The organism is Arthrobacter bambusae, assembly GCF_030812595.1.
GTDB classification, from domain to species: Bacteria; Actinomycetota; Actinomycetes; order Actinomycetales; family Micrococcaceae; genus Arthrobacter; species Arthrobacter bambusae_B.
In genome coordinates this window covers 74,865-91,452 of sequence record NZ_JAUSSZ010000007.1, presented here as the reverse complement: position 1 = coordinate 91,452, position 16,588 = coordinate 74,865, and the positions used below count along the sequence as shown (strand labels likewise).

Genomic DNA, 16,588 nt, shown 5'->3' with positions numbered 1-16,588 from the left:
CGCCCACTGAAGGTCGGTCCGGCCGCGGCTGGACTCCCTTCGCGGCCTCCCATGTATTCTCCGCCTACGTCTGCAGGCTTGTACACAGCCCGTCCTCTCCCCTGCACAAACCGAACCGGCAGACATCTCCGGATCAGCCTAAGCGCCTTCAACCCCTGGTTGCTCCTCGCCGCTCGGAAACAAGGAGGACACCGCATCCCGGCCCAAAATGTTTGCCGGCCCCGACGCTCAGTCAAGGGCGCGTTCGCGTCACTTACGTGATGGGCCTACGGCCCACCCCTGACGGAGCGTCACGGACGGACACGACGGCCGTTATCGAGATGCGGGCAAGACTGACTCCAGACGCAGCAACCGCGGAACCACCGGGCGGAAAATCAGCGGTGCAGCTTCCTTCAAATCGATGTTGCAGGCGGCGATCCCAACCACCAGATTGAATCCCTCGTCGGTGGTGAAGTCGTGCCGGTACTCGTTGCACCACAGCAAGAGCACCATGAGAGTCCACCCCGTGCGCTAGTTGCCATCACTCAGCGGACGAAACCGGGCCACAGACTCCCGCAGCGAAGCGGCCTTCATCGGCAAGTCCGGTAGGCGTCCGCGCCCTTGACCGTCGTAGCCGGCCTGATCAGGGCCGCGGCGAGCATGCCGACATCCCGGACATGGAATCCGTAACGGGCAACTACCTGGAGCGCGTCCTCGATGTCCAGGTACGCGGTCACGCGTCCTCACGACGAGTGACCAGCTCCGCATCATGGCTCATCACAAAATCCAGACCCTCGCTGAGTTCACGCCGACGCGCATGACGCTGCAGAACCAGCTCAGCCCACTGAAGCAAGAGAGCAGACTTGGACGTGTGTTTCTCGACTGCAAGCTGCTCAAGCCCCCGCGGTATGCCTGGCGCAGTCCGGCCCAAGACAACGCGTGCCGCTTGGAATGGGCTGGACTGGTACGCGACTTTCGGCATCGACGATGGCTAACACTCTCTGGACGACAGTCAGCGCGTCGAAGTGCTGATCTCCACCAGTTTTTCGACGAGTGGAACATGGCTGAGGTCTGGGTGGGTGCCCAAGAGGACGATCACCAAAGCGATTAGAACGAGTCGAATGAACTTGCTCGCAGCGCTCCGAAGCCAGCTGGGAATGTGGAGTTCGAACCAGATGTTCTCTTACCGGTCGTGCCTACTCCGCGCCAAGGATACTCCTCTGCCTGCATTGGGAACTGACAAACACTGCCGTTCGACTTCCTCTATGCGTCCCGATCGCCGGCGGGCGCGTCCACACTTGATCCGGGGCAAGTCCGCCTTGGCGGCCGGTAATAGGTACCACAACAGCCTGAAAGTCGACTAGTGACGAGAAGTGCCGGGGTTGACGGCGGGAAGAAGGCCGAGGAGCAACGCTGGGATCTACGCTCATGGGCTACCATTCCCGCCCATCGTCGGGCGCATCCTCCGCCAGTTCATAGGCAATGTCCCGCTCGGCTGACTTGGCCATTTCGCTATAGAACCGTTCCTCAAGAGATCCGGCGGGTAGATGCTCCGCCATCCTCCGAGAGCGATCCCGCTGTTCGATCGTTTCGGGATACGGTTCACCGGGCGTGCCTGAACGAAGTCCCGAAACGGTGGCGCTCCACAGCGCGCCCGTCATCTCACAACGAACCTTTTCTCCGAGTCGCTGAGCCGCGTGCAGCGCCGTTCGTACGAAGTCAGGCTGATCCCAGATAAAGGTTCGAGGCGCTTCGTGGAGCACGGCAGACACGGCTCGCGTCATCTCCTCGGAGCCAAACGCCAACGCTGTGCTCAAGACGTCGGCCACATGGCTGTCATAGCTGACCGCGACAGCTGCGAAGACCTCTGCGCCCATCCGTCGCCGGATCCAAGAGTCCAGGCCATCCGCGATCCAAACTAGGATGCCGTTCAAACTGGCGACCAACCCGGCGGTCTCGCGGATGCGGAGTCGGTTGTCCCAATGGAACGGTGTCGCCCGATAGCCATCAAGGCATTTAAGTTTCTCTGCGCGTTCGACGCGAGCTTGCATTAACCGGATGACCCACTCGGGTTCTGACGCAGACCTTGTAGCGAGGGCTTCGCTGACTGAATACCCACCGATGTCTGCCAGCGCTAACAGGTCTTTACGGATCACCTCTAGTTGGCCTTCGGAAAAATCGCTCCACGAGATCCCGAGTTGGGACCGGAAGCACATGAAGATGTCCTCGGCCAAGTCCCCAGAGTCCGCGAATCGGACGGCGGCGATGAGACGGGTGACTTCACCGGTATGCCCCGAGGCCAGCATCTGGGCCGCTCGAGCGACACAACGTCGGATGCCCTGGTCCGGGTCGGACGCCAGCTGAAGTAAAAGGTCGATTTCCTCGGTGCGAGGTTCTCGGGTACCGCGATTCCAGCTGAGTGCCTCGGCAACGGCCCGACGGCGCTCGACCGGCCCGCCGGCTAGGAGATCTCGGGCGGCGTCCAAGGCCGCCCTAGGGTCATCCTCGGCAAGCGAGGCAAGTACAACCGGCAGCACGGGATCGAGATCCGCAGGCCACGCTGTTGTTCGAATGTGTTCTAAGAGCGCATGCGCCAGACCTTGCCGAGCCTGGATCAAGCTGGCCACGACAGGGCCCGGCTGCCCTACCGTCGGACGGTTGACCTCGTGGTCCGATCGAAGTCGAGCGACAAGCAGTTCAACGATTTGGCCGTCGGTGTACAAGGACAATCCGGTGACGACCTCCTTCATGAGCTCGAGGCGCTTGGCCTCCATCACTTGATAGTCGTCATCAGGGTCGCGAAGCAGATGGCCCCAGCCATCATGGACTACAAGAGCAAGCAGAGACTCCACTCCGCGAGGGAGCGACTGCACGGCATGTTCTGCCGCCGTCCGGGTAGCTGAGTCCGAGTAGTTCTCGTGCCAGAAAAGTGCGTCTCGGATTGCGACGAGAACCGCCGGATCAAGAGCCCCTTTCGCAGCTGTCGCACCAAGCCGCTCGATCGTGTCGACAAATCCAGGGGTCCACCCTTGCCGCTCATCCGTCGAGACCGGACGGCCAAAGGTGCCCACCGGGTAATGCAACGCCGACTTCAGGAACCTGACCGCGGCGCCTGCACGCCCAAGATCGGTTGAGCTGAGCTCGTCGAAGGCCAGATCAATTACTTGCTTTCGGACCTGGATCACGCTTGATGGATTCAACGAGTAGGGCCGGAAGGTGATTGTGTGGCCGTGAGAGCTCGACTCATCGCCTTCGGTCGCAAGGAGCGGTTCCAGAACCTCGAACGGCGAAATGCGCAGACCCTCAGCAAACCAAGTGGAGACAATGTCAACGATCCTAGAGTTGAAAGCGATGGGCTTCGCCCGATCTAATTCCGCTAGTTCGCGAAGGATCCGCACCGCGTGCTGGGGATGCTGGTTAGTCGGACGTTCATCGATGCACGCGAGTTCCCATAACTGCCCAAGGGCATCAGGAAGGGTGTCCAGGCTCAGCGCAGCGAACTTGAGCGCCGGCGCTAATGCGTGAAGGACTTCGGTGTAGCCGGGTGAGACATGGCCTCTCCAAACGGCGTTCCCATCGCCAATATGCTCAGTCGGATTGTCAATTAGCCAACGAGTAAGCACTAGCGCGCGCTCAGGCTGGAAGTAGGCCACCTTCGCCAGAAGGCCGACCAAGTCACGCCGGCCGATCAGATCAGCGTCCTCTATTCTCTTCTGAAACACAGCCCAAAGTGAGTCGGCAAGGCTTGGTGCCTCCGGCCGCTTGTTGCGGACCTGCCAGTCCACCCGGTTGACGTTCACGAACAGGTGTTCGGCGCTGGTGCCATCGGCCAACGGTTCGATGCGGGCCAGGTACCCAGTTCCATGGACGTCGGATTCGCCGAAAGCCGCATCAGCCAGGATCACGTCACCGAGCAAGTCAGGCACAATCCGAAGTGATTCGCCGCGGCGCCTGAGGATGCCTGCGTTCTCAAGGCTGCGCAGGTGCTTGTGCAACTCGTCGTAGGGCTTTCCAACTATCTTGCTGAGTGAGTCGCGTGCGCTCGCATCGTTGGTGCGAACCGGCTGCAGAGCCGCGACTGCGTCGAGAACGGCGTCGCGCGTAGGTGGATCGTCAGCGAGCGGGTCCTTCACGAGTGCGTCACGAAATCCGCGCATGATCTGGTCCCGCACGTTGTCGTCCTGCTCCAGCGCTCCGGGGTCAAGCTGGCCCCGGCTGATCAGGATGCCGCCAATGACGGTGGCGAGAGGCGAGTCAGCTGTCAGCACGGCCAGCCGCCGCGCGACCGTCTCTGAAACGTCGTCACCAAGGGCTTCCCGAGCAAGGGTCGCTGCGTCCTCGAAGCTAAGCTCACGAAGCTCAACCACCTTCCTGTCCGCCGGGAGAAGCCCTGCTCGTGCCAGCCCATCCCTCAGAGACCTCAGGCCGTAAGGCCTGGTGGCGAGTACGATCTTTGCGTCGCGGTTGTGGCGCCATATGCCAGCGACCACAGAGGCAATCCCTGTGAGCTCGTGGGCGTCGTCAATGATGAGAGTCAGCCCTCCTTGATGTGGAAGTCGTTCGAAATCTGCACCGGCGACTTGGGCGTCACCCGGAAGGACGCGGACGGGATAGAGTTGCGATGGTGCCGCGTCCGCCAGCGCTTTCAGCATGCGGGTCTTGCCGACGCCGCCAGCGCCGACAAGGAAGACGAGGTTCGCGGACGGCTGGTACGCGGCAGCCACTAACGCGTCCAACTCCTCCCGTCGGCCGGAGAGAGTCCACTCGTGGTTGAACATTGTGCTGCGACTAGCATCAAAGTGCTCTTCAGGGGGAAGCCACGGACTTGGCGATGCTACTCCGAGAAACGACTCCCGGTGCCCCGGGAAATAGGTGTCAACGATGCGGACTGCTCGATCGCTGGGCAAGTTTCGAACGTATCGCGAGATGTCTTCGCCGTCCCAGAGCTCCCAGTCGGAGTGCTCTGCGGCCGCCAGTCGAGCATCAGGAGTGGCGATCAGCCGTGACAGGAACAGGTAGTTCTTTCCCGCCGCGACCGTAACCTCCCCGATCGCCTTGCGTACGGCTGTTGGCCCGAACTCGCGGTGCCGCTTGCACTGCCCGGTCGCAAGATTCCTTCCGCTTTCTGTAACAAGAATGTCGATCCCATACTGTTTGTGACCTCGACCTCCGAACCGGCTGGCGTGGCCATCTGGAAACATAGATGCCATCACGTCCGCGATGAAATCCTCGAACCGGTCTTCGGGAAGTTCATCCATGGGAAGGGCGCGAGTCAACGGTTGGAGCGGGCTCCGAACAGTCGATGCGGACGACCGATACCCGCCAGCATCTATGAACGCATTTTCGTCGGCAGAGAGCACTTTTGCCAGGTGCGTGAGCATTGCGCGCCGTGGGCGCGACCGGCCGCGCTCCCACCCGCTGACTGCCTGTTGACCGATATCGAGCAGCGCCGCGAGTGCGGCCTGGTCGAGCCCGAGCGCCTCGCGGCGCTCCCGAATCACCCGTCCAAGTTCAGTGAACATGAAGTTCATCATACGCAGCAACTACGTGCGACGAAAATTTCGCACGCATTAACTACGTTTGCAGATGTGTTTCTCGGGTTGGGCGAAAATATCGACCCACCATTACTGTCAGTTTTCGGAATCGTCTGCGCGAATGATCGAAGTCCTTTACACAGACCTCCATCCGAGATGGAAGCCGCCCAATTGGAGATCCCTTCGCTTGGGCGACGGGCACCGAAGTTCATTGCATGCGAACGTTACACGCCCCGGCGGGGGTACGTGACGGGGACGTGGCCGTCGGCCGAATGATGGGCCGCGGCGCCCCGCCGCGACCGCTCATCTGGCCGATGGGTCTCCGCGCTCGGTTAGTGCCTTGCGGGCCGCGGTCAGGGCTTTCTCGGATATCGGGAAGCCGGATGTGGCTCGCGCGATCACGAGTGCGCCGAGCATGGTGGCGAATCGGACGATGCCGTCGTCGGCGCCGGTGTCGAACCAGGCTGCGGTCTCCTGGACCCGTTCGGCAAAGACTCGGCGAGTCTCGTCGTCGCCGTGACCGCGGGCGATATCGACACCAAGCCCGGCGATGGGACAGCCGCCCGCCGGGTTGTCCCGGTGCTCGGTGGACAGGTAGGCGTCGATGAACGTGTGCTGGGCACCATCCCGACCGGCGGAGTGCTCCAGAGCGGCCTCACGTAGCCGGGCGTCCTCGGCGAAGGCGTGGACGGTGGCCTCCCTGATGAGTGCTTCCTTCGACGCGAACTGCTTGTAGAAGCCCCCGTGCGTGAGGCCGACCGCCTTCATGAGGTCGGAGACGCTGACATTGGTGCCCTGTTCACGGAAGAGCCGGGAGGAAGTATCGAGAACCCGTCTGCGGTTTTCCTGCGCTTGCGCCTGTGACACGCGACCCATGGGGATCCCTTCTTGATGTCGATCATCATCTATTCTACACTCGGCAATAGATTATTGTCGTAATCTATCCAGCGGGCCCGGAACCGGGCAAGAGAAAAGGAGACATACATGGAACTGAACGGCGCTATCGCGGTTGTCACCGGAGCGAACCGAGGCCTGGGCCGCCATCTGGCGACCCAATTGCTGGAGCGTGGCGCTTCGGTCTACGCGGCGGTCCGGCGACCTGACGAGCTGGACCTGCCCGGCGTGACGCCACTCCGACTCGATGTGACCGACCACGAGTCGATCCAGGTCGCCGCCGAGATCGCCACTGATGCGACCCTGCTCATCAACAACGCCGGCATCTCCACCTACGTGCCCTTGCTCGGCGGCGATATCGACGTCGTACGCCAGGAATTGGAGACGAACTTCTTCGGGCCGCTCGCCGTTACCCGGGCCTTCGCCCCGCTCATCGCAGCCAACGGCGGCGGCGCGGTACTCAACATCCTTTCGGTGATCTCGTGGATGCACCCGGCACAGGCCGGTGCTTACGCGGCAGCCAAGGCTGCCGCGTGGGCGCTGACCGACGCCGCGCGCGAAGAGCTTGAACCACAGGGCATCACGGTTTCCGGGCTCCATGTCGGCTTCATGGACACCGACATGACCGCCCAGCTCACCGATGTACCCAAGGCAGATCCCGCTGACGTCGCCACTCAAGCGCTGAACGGGATCGTCAACGGCGCCCAAGAAATCCTGGCCGACGACATCACCCGTCAGGTCCGCCAGGGCCTGGCGCACGGTCCCATCCCCACCCGTCTCGCCTGATCTTCGATGCACCAACCCAGACAGGAGATCACCGTGAACCCACCCGAAGCACCCACGACCCGCCCGTCCCCGTCGTACCAGAACGCGCCAACCCAGTCTGTGCGCGTGGCCAGCGACGACTTCGTCTACCGGGAGCTCGGCCCGCGCGGCGGAGTGCCGCTGGTCATGCTGCACCACTTCGCCGCCAACCTGGATGACTGGGACCCGCGCGTCGTCGACGGTCTCGCCGCCAACCGGCACACGATCGCCTTCGACAACCGCGGCGTCGGTGCATCGACCGGCACCACACCTGACACCGTCGAGGAAATGGCCGCCGACGCGATTGCGTTCATCCGAGCGCTCGGGCACGACCAGGTCGACCTGCTCGGCTTCTCCCTGGGCGGTTTCGTCACCCAAGCCATCGCTCAGACCGACCCCGGGCTTATCCGCCGGATCATCCTTGCGGGCACGGCCCCGGCCGGCGGGTCCGGCATCGCCAAGATCCGCCGAAGCAGCGTTCTCCCTACCATCAAGGGCATCCTGCGCCGTAGGCACCCGAAGTACTACCTGTTCTTCACCGGGACCACGAACGGAAGGCGAGCCGCGCAGGCGTACCTCGACCACCTGACCGCGCGCCGCAAAGACCGCGACCAGCCCGTTGCATCCTCGGCATTCAACGCGCAACTGAAGGCCATCCTCCGATGGGGCAGGCAATCGCCGCAGGACTTGGCCGGTGTCAGGCATCCGGTCCTGGTCGCCAACGGCGAAACCGATGTCATGGTGCCCAGTCAGAACACCCTAGACCTCGCCGAACGCCTACCGAACGGCGAACTAGTCCCGCTCTACCGCGACGCCGGCCACGGCGCCATCTTCCAGTACCACGGCGAGTTCGTCGCGTCAGCGCTGGCGTTCCTCGAACGAACGAACTGACTCCGGGCACCTGCACGGGGTGGACGGTCATGCAGCGGGCCGGCCACGCAACACCCCTGCACAGAGCCGGTAGCCTGGCCGATGATGGGGTCCTCGCTCTGCGTGGGGGGTGCTTGTTAGATGCTGCGGTTCGTCCGTTCGAACAGCTTCTTTCCATCTGAGCGGAGTTCGCCGGTCGGTGAGATGTGGCGGTAGAGGGTTTGCCGGGTGATGCCGAGCTCTTCGCAGAGGTCTCCGACGCGGGTTTCGGGTTTGCCCATTGAGGCCATGGCGAGGCGGAGCTTGGCTGGGGTCATTTTGGGTGGTCTTCCTCCGACGCGGCCACGGGCCCGTGCGGAGGCCAGACCAGCGATAGTGCGTTCTCTGATGAGCTCGCGCTCGTACTCGGCCAAGGCTGCGAAAATGCCGAAAACGAGCTTCCCCGTGGCGGTGGTGGTATCAATGGAGGCACCTTGGCCGGTGAGGACCTTTAAGCCGACACCGCGCTCAGTGAGTTCATGAACAATGTTGACCAAGTGTCTGAGGTCACGGCCGAGCCGGTCAATCTTCCAGACCACCAGCACGTCGTCAGCTCGAAGAGCCTTGAGACAGGCGGCAAGCTCGGGCCTGTCTTCCCGTTTGCCTGACGCTTTGTCCTCATACAAGGATTCCGACCCGACACCCGCGGCCAAGAGCGCGTCGCGCTGCAGATCGGTCGTTTGTGATCCGTCAGCCTTGGACACCCGGGCATACCCGACGAGCATGGTTTTCCTCCGTCACTTATACGGCCGATTGCGTGACAACCGGTTCTCCAGCGGGGATCGCCCGATGATTGTCACTTTACCCGTTACTTATTCTACGTAGTGTAAACGTTGTAAGTCCCCTTATGTGATGGACTGGAGCTTTATGGTCTCCGGTCGTCGGAGTCTTCGGGGTCGGGCGGGAGGTTGTGTACGGGGATCCCCAGCATGATGAGGTCCTCTCGCACGCTGCCGAACCTCTTCGAACCAGGGTTCGGAGCCAGAAGTGCCAACAGCCTGTGCGCTTCGAGGGGGTCAGCCCTGGCGGCCGCGAGAGCGTCCTCGAGAGCATGTACTAATTCGGCGGCCCGGACGGTCTCGGGCTTCCTCCCATCAGGCACAGGCTTGTGCGGCTCAATGGTCAACAGCGAGGCCAGGGAGCCCTCGGTTGTGATCTCGCGCGTCTCGATGAGGTGGAGGGCTGCGGCTGCTGCTTCGAGGGCGGCCTGCTGGCGTGGCCAGGGGAGGCTTTCGTACGTTCGCCAGGCTACGCTGACGCCGGCGCGCGGCCTGTGCCCGGCGGCGTCCCAGATGCGTACCACGGCGCGTTGGGCTCGCCGCGTCAATTTCGAAGGAGGAATGGAGATCTCGTCGATGAGGGTGCGGAGCAGGCGGAACCAGACTCCGGCATGCACGGCCCGTCGGGGCAGGGTCACGACCCCAGTGCGCAGCGCAGCGTGAGTGAGCCGGTCCATGGGCACCACGGAGGACGGCACCGCGGCCGACACCGTTCCGGACTTCTCCCAGGCAAAGTACGCTCCGGGCGCGCCGAACGCGGGCTCGAGCCTGCACCGATGGCCGGGGCAGCTGAGCGTCAGCGGCAGCTGGGAGACCAGGGTGAAGCCTCGAAGGGCTGGCGGGGCGACTCGGATGCAAATCGGGCAGGCTCGGCGCATCGGCGCCTGCTTGGGGTCCATGGGCAGCCATGGCCGCCAGCCGGGCACGCTGCGGCGCCAGCTTGTTGTCCTTCGGCCCCAGCAGGACGGAGTGCTGCCCGACGAAGTTCTCGAACGCCGCGCCGGGCTCGCCCTCCGGCTCGGCGGGCTCAATGACCCATGGCTCCCAGCCCGCCAGGGTCATCCGGCGAATGCGATCGTGGGGCACTGCGGTGCGTTCGGCCAGCATCCGCAGCAGACCTTCGTCCGGGGCCAGGTCAATGTTCGCCCCCGCCACCGCCGCAGCAGCGCATACACGTGCCGCCGTCCAACGCCCAGAGCAGCAGCGGCCGCATCCACCGCAGCGTGGCCGACCTGCTCGGCCTCGGCAAGTGAGCCGATCACCTCAGCGCGACGGACCGCCTCAGCCCACACCGACTCAGACGCCGACACGAGGCCCCGTTCACGCACCCTTCCGGCATCGACGATCTCCTCGTCCATAGCACCATGAAACGACGACCGGTCGTGCACACGAGTTCGGACACGCCGCATGACCAAAGTCGACGGCACCCGAGCGAGTGTTCACAGGTCGGTGCGCAGACGACTTCGAACATTGACAATTACCAGGCGCGCCAAGACCGCGAAGGCAGGCCGACCCCGGGCAGAGGGATGCTTGCCCGCCCCCTCAAGATAGTAACCATGTGGCGGGAAATCAGCGATGCAGCACCATTCAGTTCAATCTCTCCCGCGGCAACGCCAACGGCCACGGCGAATCCCTCGTCGGTGGTGAAGTCGTGCCGGTAACCGTTGATCCACAGCAAAAGCACCATGAGGGTCCACGCCGCGGTTCTCACTTCGACCACCAACGCGTCCTATGTGGATCCAAAACTGATCAACCCGCGTGCGAAGCGTCTCGTGAAGACGTTCAAGGACGCCATGATCCGCATGCGGGATGAGGACGGACTGACCATTGAAGACCTCGACAAGACCGCATCCGTGTTGATGAGGGTGCAGCAGGCCACGGGCGTGCCATTGTCTCTCGCCGCCATGCATGTTCTTCGGATCAGCGTCCGCCTATCCAGGAAGGCTCGCGCAAGTACGGGCCTGACTCGCCCGAGTGACGGTGGGCCGAGCACTGATCTGCATTGCCGCTAATCCCGGTTTGTCGTTGCTGTCAGATGCTGCGTGGGGACGCGGTCGCGATCATAGGTGACCTCGGTGTAGCCATGTGGTTCCGGCTTACCGGCCGAGTCGACGTTGACGAAGATGATCTGTTCGATAGTGAGGATGCTCTGGCGGGTGACCATATTGCGCACCTCAGCGCGCATGGTCATCGAGGTGCGGCCGAAGCGCGTTGCCGTTAAACCCATCTCAATCAGGTCACCCTGCACGGCCGAGCTTACGAAGTTAATCTCGGAGATGTACTTGGTAACGGCCCTTCCATTCCCCAACTGCAGGATGGCATAAATGGCAGCCTCCTCGTCAATCCACTTCAGCAGACTGCCGCCAAACAGCGTGCCGTTCGCGTTGAGGTCCTCGGGCCGCACCCATTTGCGGGTACGAAAAGTGATGTTAGTTGTTTCCATGGGGCCCTTCCGGCATCGATGAAAGGGTTCCGGCGCTCCCGGATCGGAACCCATACCCACAAAAACATTCGTACTGGCGTTAGCCCGGATGCTAGACCGCCCCTCCCCGTGCTATGTCGGCGCAATCAAAAACACCCAAACACTTCGCCTAGATTCATAGTAGATACACTGACCTGTGGTGCGGCCATTTGGCCAATGATATTGAGTGATACATATATCAGCGCGCCTCATGCCCTACTTATGCATGCAATTGATCCGTACATCACGTACAATCATTTGTTGTTTATTACACGACACCTAATAATAGGGCTCAACACAGTCCGAATTGAGTCCAATTCGACCTAACCAATCGCGGCACCACCCAATGGACGCCAAAGGACATGGCCGACTATTACACGGACAACACAGTAGATCTATTCACGGACTTGCCTCATAACCACGTGTCCCCAAAGACGGGAAAATCCAGATTCTGTCCACCGGTTGAGATTACGAAAACTCGCTCGGTATCACCGAAAGGAACAACTCGTGTCAGGCAGTCTCGACGGCAAGGTGGCGATCATTACTGGTGCAGCTAAAGGGCAGGGATTATCCGCCGCACGAATCTTCGCCGAAGAGGGTGCTCGCGTGGCGATGCTGGACGTCGATGACGCTGCGCTGGCCGCGGCTACGGCGCAGATCGGATCCCCACGCGTTCGCGTTTTCGCGTGCAACGTCGCCTATGCCGACAGTGTTCAAACAGTGGTTAAGGCTGTCGCTGATCAGTTCGGCCAGATCGACGTCCTTTACAAAAACGCGGGAACGAACTTCCGATGTTTCGGCCCTCGGGATGATTCTCAGGACGGCGGGACTCACGAGGTGACCGAGCAGCTCTGGGACCTCTCAACCCGCGTGAATCGGAAGAGCGTATTCCTGATCGGTAAGCACGTACTGCCATACATCCTTGAGCGTCGCCAAGGCTCAATTATCAACGTTTCCTCGGTGGCAGGACCGTTCACCGGCGCGCCGAACCATGTCTATGCCACCGCGAAAGCCGGCATCGTGGGGCTTACGAAAGCGCTTGCCCAGACCTATGGCCCGGACGGAGTGCGGGCTAATGTGATCGCTCCGGGGGTCGTTGCGACGACGATGATGGATCGAGTTTTGAACGATCCAGCGGCGAAGGAGAGCGTGGAGAACCGGAATCCCTTGAGGCGACTCGGCGAACCTGAGGACATTGCGCGGGTAGCACTGTTTCTGGCGGCAGATGATTCGGCATACGTGACCGGATCGACCATTGTCGCCGACGGTGGCTACTTGGTCTTTTGACAAACCAGACATAATCCTTGGAGGGAAGTGGTATGAACGACGGCACCGAGTTGTCTGACGCAGCTAATGTTGGAATGAGGTTCGCGGAGCTCGCGGCAAAAGTCGAGTTTGACCATCTGCCTGGTAAAGCTGTCGAAGCCGCCAAGAAGACGTTGCTGGACTCATTGGGCGTGATGCTGGCGGCAAGCGGAACCGAACCGTCGGTGCGACCTGTGGTCGATTTGGTGCGGGAGGGCGCCGGGCGGGAGGAGGCATCCGTTCTTGGGTTCGGTTTCAAGGTACCCGCGACGTCTGCCGCATTCGCGAACGGCGCGATGTCACACAGCCTCAACTATGACGACTATCTTCCATGGGGCCAACATTGCTCATTGTCCCTCGTGCCCACCGTATTGGCCGTCACTGAATATAAGCAGGGGGTTTCGGGTAAGGATCTCATCGCCGCAGTAGCGGTCGGTCAGGACATTTTCACCCGGCTGCGTTGCAATGTGGACTGGAAGAAGGACTGGAATGTATCCACGGTGCTGGGCGTTTTCGAGGCTGCTGGACGGGTGCTAGGACTCAGTGCACATCAGATCAACCAAGCATTTGCCATCGCAAGTGGCGAGGCCAGTGGAGTGATGGATGTTGTCTCCGGAGCGGGCAGCGAATTGGGGGCCATCTATGGCGCCTTTCCCGCAAGAGGCGCCACGACCGCGGCGCTCCTTGCGGCGAAGGGAGTGGTTGGAGTCGACACGGTTTTCGAATCCAAGACAGGAGTCTTCGACACCTACTTCAATGGGGAATACGACAGGGCGGCCATGCTCGCAGACCTTGGTGTGGACTATCAAGGATCGACGACTCTCTACAAGCCCTGGCCGGCAATCGGCACCGCTCACAGCCACATCCACGCGACAATCGGACTCGTCACCGACCACGAGCTCGATGTCGCAGACATCGCAGAACTTCGGGTGTTCGTGGGCGATGCTCACGAAATCCTTTGTGTGCCGCCAGAGATCCGCAAAGCACCGAGCACGCTCCTGGAGGCCCGGTTCGGCTTACCTTTCCTTGTCGCACTTGCGGCAGCCAAACGCTCGCTGTCTGCAACGGCATTGACGATCGAGGCATTGAACGATCCACAAGTTCTGGACCTGGCGCGAAAGGTCGTTGCTATCCGGGATCCCGATCTCGACTGGAAGTTCGAGTTACCGAACGGCATAGTCGAGATCGTGATGGGGGACGGCCGGAAATACGTTCGTGTCGGCGAAAACACCCCAGGAAGCGCTGATGCGCCGATGACGTGGAATGAACTCGGCCAGAAGTTCAAGGAATGTGCCGCAGCCGCGGCGATCCCGGTTCCAGGAGAAGGCGCGCGACGAGCTCAGGACCTCATCGCTAACCTCGAGCTCATCGATGACGCAGCTGACGTGTTGGAGTCGGTTTCAGGTGAGCTTTGACCTTGACCGACTGAATGAATGAATGAATTTTACGTAGTTTGCGATCCGAGCAGACCAACGATCAACTAAGTGTTGAAGAGGGAAAATCTGTGGCACGCCAGAAAGTGAGACGAGAGGGCTGGGTTACATCAGCGTGGAAGACGCAGGCGCGCCGCAGTTGGGCGCCGATAAATGAGGATCGGAAGCCTTGACATCCTGCCAATCGTCGACGGCACAGCCCGCGAGCCTATAGAGGCAGCGGTCTCGCATCCTGACGGCAAGGTCTGGGATTGCGCAGATCATCCCGCCGATGAACACGGCCGTCTACAGTTCGATATTGGTGCATTTCTGATTCGATTTGACCAGCGAACGGTTCTAGTCGACGCCGGAGGCGGGGTGTTCTCCGATGAGCGAGCCACGACGGGGCAGCTACTAAATAATTTGCGTCCAGCCGGCGTTGAGCCCGGTGATGTCACCGACGTTCTCTTCACGCACATGCATTGGGACCACATCGGGTGGTCCACAACGGACGGGAAAGCCACATTTGAGAACGCGACGGTTCGCGTCCATCAGGATGATTGGGACTATTTCATGACGGGTCCCACAGCGTACCCGTCGTTCGGGAAGTAGTTTATCCTCTTGCTGACCGTGTCAAGACGTTCAACGCAGAACTGGAGTTGCTTCCTGGGATCATTGCCCGGCCGGCACCGGGTCACACTCCAGGCAGCACGGTTTATCTGATCCACAGTGAGGGCAAACGTGCACTCTTGCTGGGAGATACCGTGCATACCATAGGCCAGTTGACGGAGCCCGAGTGGATCGGCATGTGGGACATCGATCCTGTTGCGGCCAGCGCAATGCGGATCGAATTGCCAAGGAACTGGCCGAATCGGCTGATGTCTTCGCCCCGGCTCACTTTCGCGGGCTCTCCTTCGGCAGATTGGTGACTGCTGACCGAATGCGCCAATTCCGCTGGGTTTCATAGGCGTCTCGTTGAGCGGAGCCGCTGGCGTTTTCCCCGGTTTCGGTCAGTATGGACCACGGCAAATTGTTCCGATTCCGCGTCCACAGCGTAGAGCTTCCGCCCGCCGCTGCTGATTTTGATGACGTCGTATCCGGCCTGGACGAGGCGTGGCAGGACGAATGTATCCGTGGGACCGCTGGCATGGAGGATGGCGTCAGCGATTGCGGCGGTGATTGAATCTGCGGAGCACGACGGCCGAACAGGCCTGCCGCTGCGAACCCGAGGACCCCGGTGGCGGTCGCGCCGGCACCGAGGGTTGTGGCGGCCGTAACCGCCGAGAGGAGCATCGGACCGCAGGTGGACCCGGCGTCTGCCATGAACCGCCAGAGGCCCAAAAACTGCCCACGGCCCCGGTCCGGCGAGAAGTCGGCACCCAGCGTCATCACCAGGCCGGAACTGATCCCGTTGCCGAAGCCGATCAGCAGCGCCACAAGCAGCAGGCTGGTAAACCCCGCGGTAAGCGGGATGAACTCCAGCGCCGCGCCCATGATCACCGAGGAGGGAATCGCCACCCATTGCCGCCCGCGCCGGTCCATCACCCTGCCCGCCGGATAGAAGACCAGCATGTCGATTGCCCCAGAGAGTCCATAAACCAACGAAGCATGCGTCGGATCCAGGCCCAAGTGGCCGGCCCACAGCGGAATGACCACCTGACGGGATGCGCGTAGGGCGCTCAACAGCAGAATGCCCGCGCCCGCCGTCAGGAAAACGCCGGAATGCGAGACAAGCACGGCGCGGAGGGTGGGCTCCGGACCGGTCTTGCACTCGGACCCCTCCCCCAGCACCGGGTCCGGGACGCTCGCCGCCAGCACGCCGGCAGCCGACATCCCTGCCACACCCACCCAGTACGCGCCGCTGGTGCCGACGAGAGTAATGACTGCGGCGCCGATGAATGGCCCGATAAACGTGCCGATACGAATCACGCCCCCCAGCGTGGACATGGCGCGGCCTCGGAACTCCACCGGCACCGCCTCGGTGAGGTACTTCTGCCGGGCCAGAGTGAAGACGGCGGTAGCCATCCCGACGCCGGTCATCGCCACCGCCAACAACCAGAGCCCGCCAATATACGACGACACAGCGGCAGCCACCATGGCAAGCGCTCCGGCGGCGGCCGCACTGACAATGGACCAGCGTTCACCGAACTTCAGGGTGATCATGGACGCCGGTAGGTTGAAAACCCACGAGCCCAGGCCAATCAGGGTGACGATTACAGCCGCCATCGCAACGGAAGCCCCAAGTTGGAGGGCAGACAGCGCCACCACCGGCAGGATCGCGCCCTGTCCAAGACTGAACAGGAGGCCGGGGCCGAACGCCGGAACAGCAATGCCACGGATGTTAAAGAGCGGCGCACTGTTCGGAGGAGTCAGTCCCTTCCTGTTCCGCCATGGTCGGACGGCCTCCCTGGAAACGACGGCAGGATCACAAACCTCGTGGGCCACAACGCTGCCGTTCCGACCTCGACTTTGGCGGAACGAAACTACGGCAACCTGTTCTTGGGAGCCTTT

The 16,588-nt window shown here is 61.8% G+C and carries 17 protein-coding genes; 8 read left to right on the top strand and 9 right to left on the bottom strand.

The window, feature by feature from the left end; genetic code table 11:
* Nucleotides 1–312: 312 nt before the first annotated feature.
* The 4 genes from J2S96_RS11110 to J2S96_RS11095 form a co-directional block, all read right to left on the bottom strand.
* Nucleotides 313–492, bottom strand: a complete 180-nt coding sequence (locus J2S96_RS11110) for a hypothetical protein (RefSeq protein ID WP_306863034.1) — start codon at nucleotides 490–492, stop codon at nucleotides 313–315.
* A 77-nt stretch (nucleotides 493–569) separates the two neighbouring features.
* Nucleotides 570–716 carry a hypothetical protein gene (locus tag J2S96_RS11105; protein WP_306863031.1) on the bottom strand — a complete coding sequence of 49 codons (147 nt, stop codon included), beginning with the start codon at nucleotides 714–716 and terminating at the stop codon, nucleotides 570–572.
* Nucleotides 717–1,412: 696 nt separating this feature from the next.
* Nucleotides 1,413–5,501: an ATP-binding protein gene (locus tag J2S96_RS11100; RefSeq protein WP_306863029.1), complete on the bottom strand. Its 4,089-nt coding sequence runs from the start codon at nucleotides 5,499–5,501 to the stop codon at nucleotides 1,413–1,415.
* A 315-nt stretch (nucleotides 5,502–5,816) separates the two neighbouring features.
* Nucleotides 5,817–6,389 (bottom strand): TetR/AcrR family transcriptional regulator, encoded by a 573-nt coding sequence (locus J2S96_RS11095; protein ID WP_306863026.1) that lies wholly within the window; start codon nucleotides 6,387–6,389, stop codon nucleotides 5,817–5,819.
* A 108-nt stretch (nucleotides 6,390–6,497) separates the two neighbouring features.
* Between J2S96_RS11095 and J2S96_RS11090 the strand changes: the two genes are divergently transcribed.
* A complete protein-coding gene (locus J2S96_RS11090; RefSeq protein ID WP_306863024.1) occupies nucleotides 6,498–7,193 on the top strand; it encodes an SDR family oxidoreductase in 696 nt (231 codons plus the stop codon).
* Nucleotides 7,194–7,226: 33 nt separating this feature from the next.
* Nucleotides 7,227–8,102: an alpha/beta fold hydrolase gene (locus J2S96_RS11085; protein WP_306863021.1), complete on the top strand. Its 876-nt coding sequence runs from the start codon at nucleotides 7,227–7,229 to the stop codon at nucleotides 8,100–8,102.
* Between the two features lie 116 nt (nucleotides 8,103–8,218).
* On the opposite strand, the gene J2S96_RS11080 is transcribed toward J2S96_RS11085, so the two are convergent.
* Nucleotides 8,219–8,845, bottom strand: a complete 627-nt coding sequence (locus tag J2S96_RS11080) for a recombinase family protein (RefSeq protein WP_306863019.1) — start codon at nucleotides 8,843–8,845, stop codon at nucleotides 8,219–8,221.
* Between the two features lie 140 nt (nucleotides 8,846–8,985).
* The gene (locus J2S96_RS11075; RefSeq protein ID WP_306863015.1) at nucleotides 8,986–9,576 is read right to left on the bottom strand and encodes a hypothetical protein; all 591 of its coding nucleotides are present in this window, start codon (nucleotides 9,574–9,576) and stop codon (nucleotides 8,986–8,988) included.
* On the opposite strand from J2S96_RS11075, the gene J2S96_RS11070 reads away from it, so the two are divergent.
* Complete coding sequence (locus J2S96_RS11070; RefSeq protein ID WP_306863012.1) at nucleotides 9,575–10,267, top strand: hypothetical protein; 693 nt, start codon at nucleotides 9,575–9,577, stop codon at nucleotides 10,265–10,267. The two genes, J2S96_RS11075 and J2S96_RS11070, sit on opposite strands and share 2 nt — an antisense overlap.
* A gap of 109 nt (nucleotides 10,268–10,376) precedes the next feature.
* Here J2S96_RS11070 and J2S96_RS11065 read toward each other — a convergent pair whose 3' ends face one another.
* The gene (locus tag J2S96_RS11065; protein WP_306863010.1) at nucleotides 10,377–10,619 is read right to left on the bottom strand and encodes a hypothetical protein; all 243 of its coding nucleotides are present in this window, start codon (nucleotides 10,617–10,619) and stop codon (nucleotides 10,377–10,379) included.
* A 13-nt stretch (nucleotides 10,620–10,632) separates the two neighbouring features.
* Between J2S96_RS11065 and J2S96_RS11060 the strand changes: the two genes are divergently transcribed.
* Nucleotides 10,633–10,911, top strand: coding sequence for a hypothetical protein (locus J2S96_RS11060; RefSeq protein ID WP_306863006.1), 279 nt, complete (start codon nucleotides 10,633–10,635; stop codon nucleotides 10,909–10,911).
* Here J2S96_RS11060 and J2S96_RS11055 read toward each other — a convergent pair.
* Entirely contained in the window at nucleotides 10,908–11,342 is a 435-nt protein-coding gene (locus tag J2S96_RS11055) for an acyl-CoA thioesterase (protein ID WP_306863004.1), read from the bottom strand. The two genes, J2S96_RS11060 and J2S96_RS11055, sit on opposite strands and share 4 nt — an antisense overlap.
* Nucleotides 11,343–11,867: 525 nt before the next feature.
* Between J2S96_RS11055 and J2S96_RS11050 the strand changes: the two genes are divergently transcribed.
* The 4 genes from J2S96_RS11050 (at nucleotide 11,868) to J2S96_RS11035 (ending at nucleotide 15,006) form a co-directional block, all read left to right on the top strand.
* Complete coding sequence (locus J2S96_RS11050; protein WP_306863001.1) at nucleotides 11,868–12,647, top strand: SDR family NAD(P)-dependent oxidoreductase; 780 nt, start codon at nucleotides 11,868–11,870, stop codon at nucleotides 12,645–12,647.
* Between the two features lie 32 nt (nucleotides 12,648–12,679).
* The gene (locus J2S96_RS11045; RefSeq protein ID WP_306862999.1) at nucleotides 12,680–14,080 is read left to right on the top strand and encodes an MmgE/PrpD family protein; all 1,401 of its coding nucleotides are present in this window, start codon (nucleotides 12,680–12,682) and stop codon (nucleotides 14,078–14,080) included.
* Between the two features lie 171 nt (nucleotides 14,081–14,251).
* Nucleotides 14,252–14,689 carry an MBL fold metallo-hydrolase gene (locus J2S96_RS11040; RefSeq protein WP_306862998.1) on the top strand — a complete coding sequence of 146 codons (438 nt, stop codon included), beginning with the start codon at nucleotides 14,252–14,254 and terminating at the stop codon, nucleotides 14,687–14,689.
* Nucleotides 14,638–15,006, top strand: a complete 369-nt coding sequence (locus J2S96_RS11035; protein WP_306862993.1) for an MBL fold metallo-hydrolase — start codon at nucleotides 14,638–14,640, stop codon at nucleotides 15,004–15,006. Before J2S96_RS11040 ends, J2S96_RS11035 begins: the two co-directional genes overlap by 52 nt.
* Here the strand turns inward: J2S96_RS11035 and J2S96_RS11030 are convergent.
* Nucleotides 14,972–16,522, bottom strand: a complete 1,551-nt coding sequence (locus J2S96_RS11030; RefSeq protein WP_370873078.1) for an MFS transporter — start codon at nucleotides 16,520–16,522, stop codon at nucleotides 14,972–14,974. The genes J2S96_RS11035 and J2S96_RS11030 overlap by 35 nt on opposite strands.
* Nucleotides 16,523–16,588 lie beyond the last annotated feature (66 nt).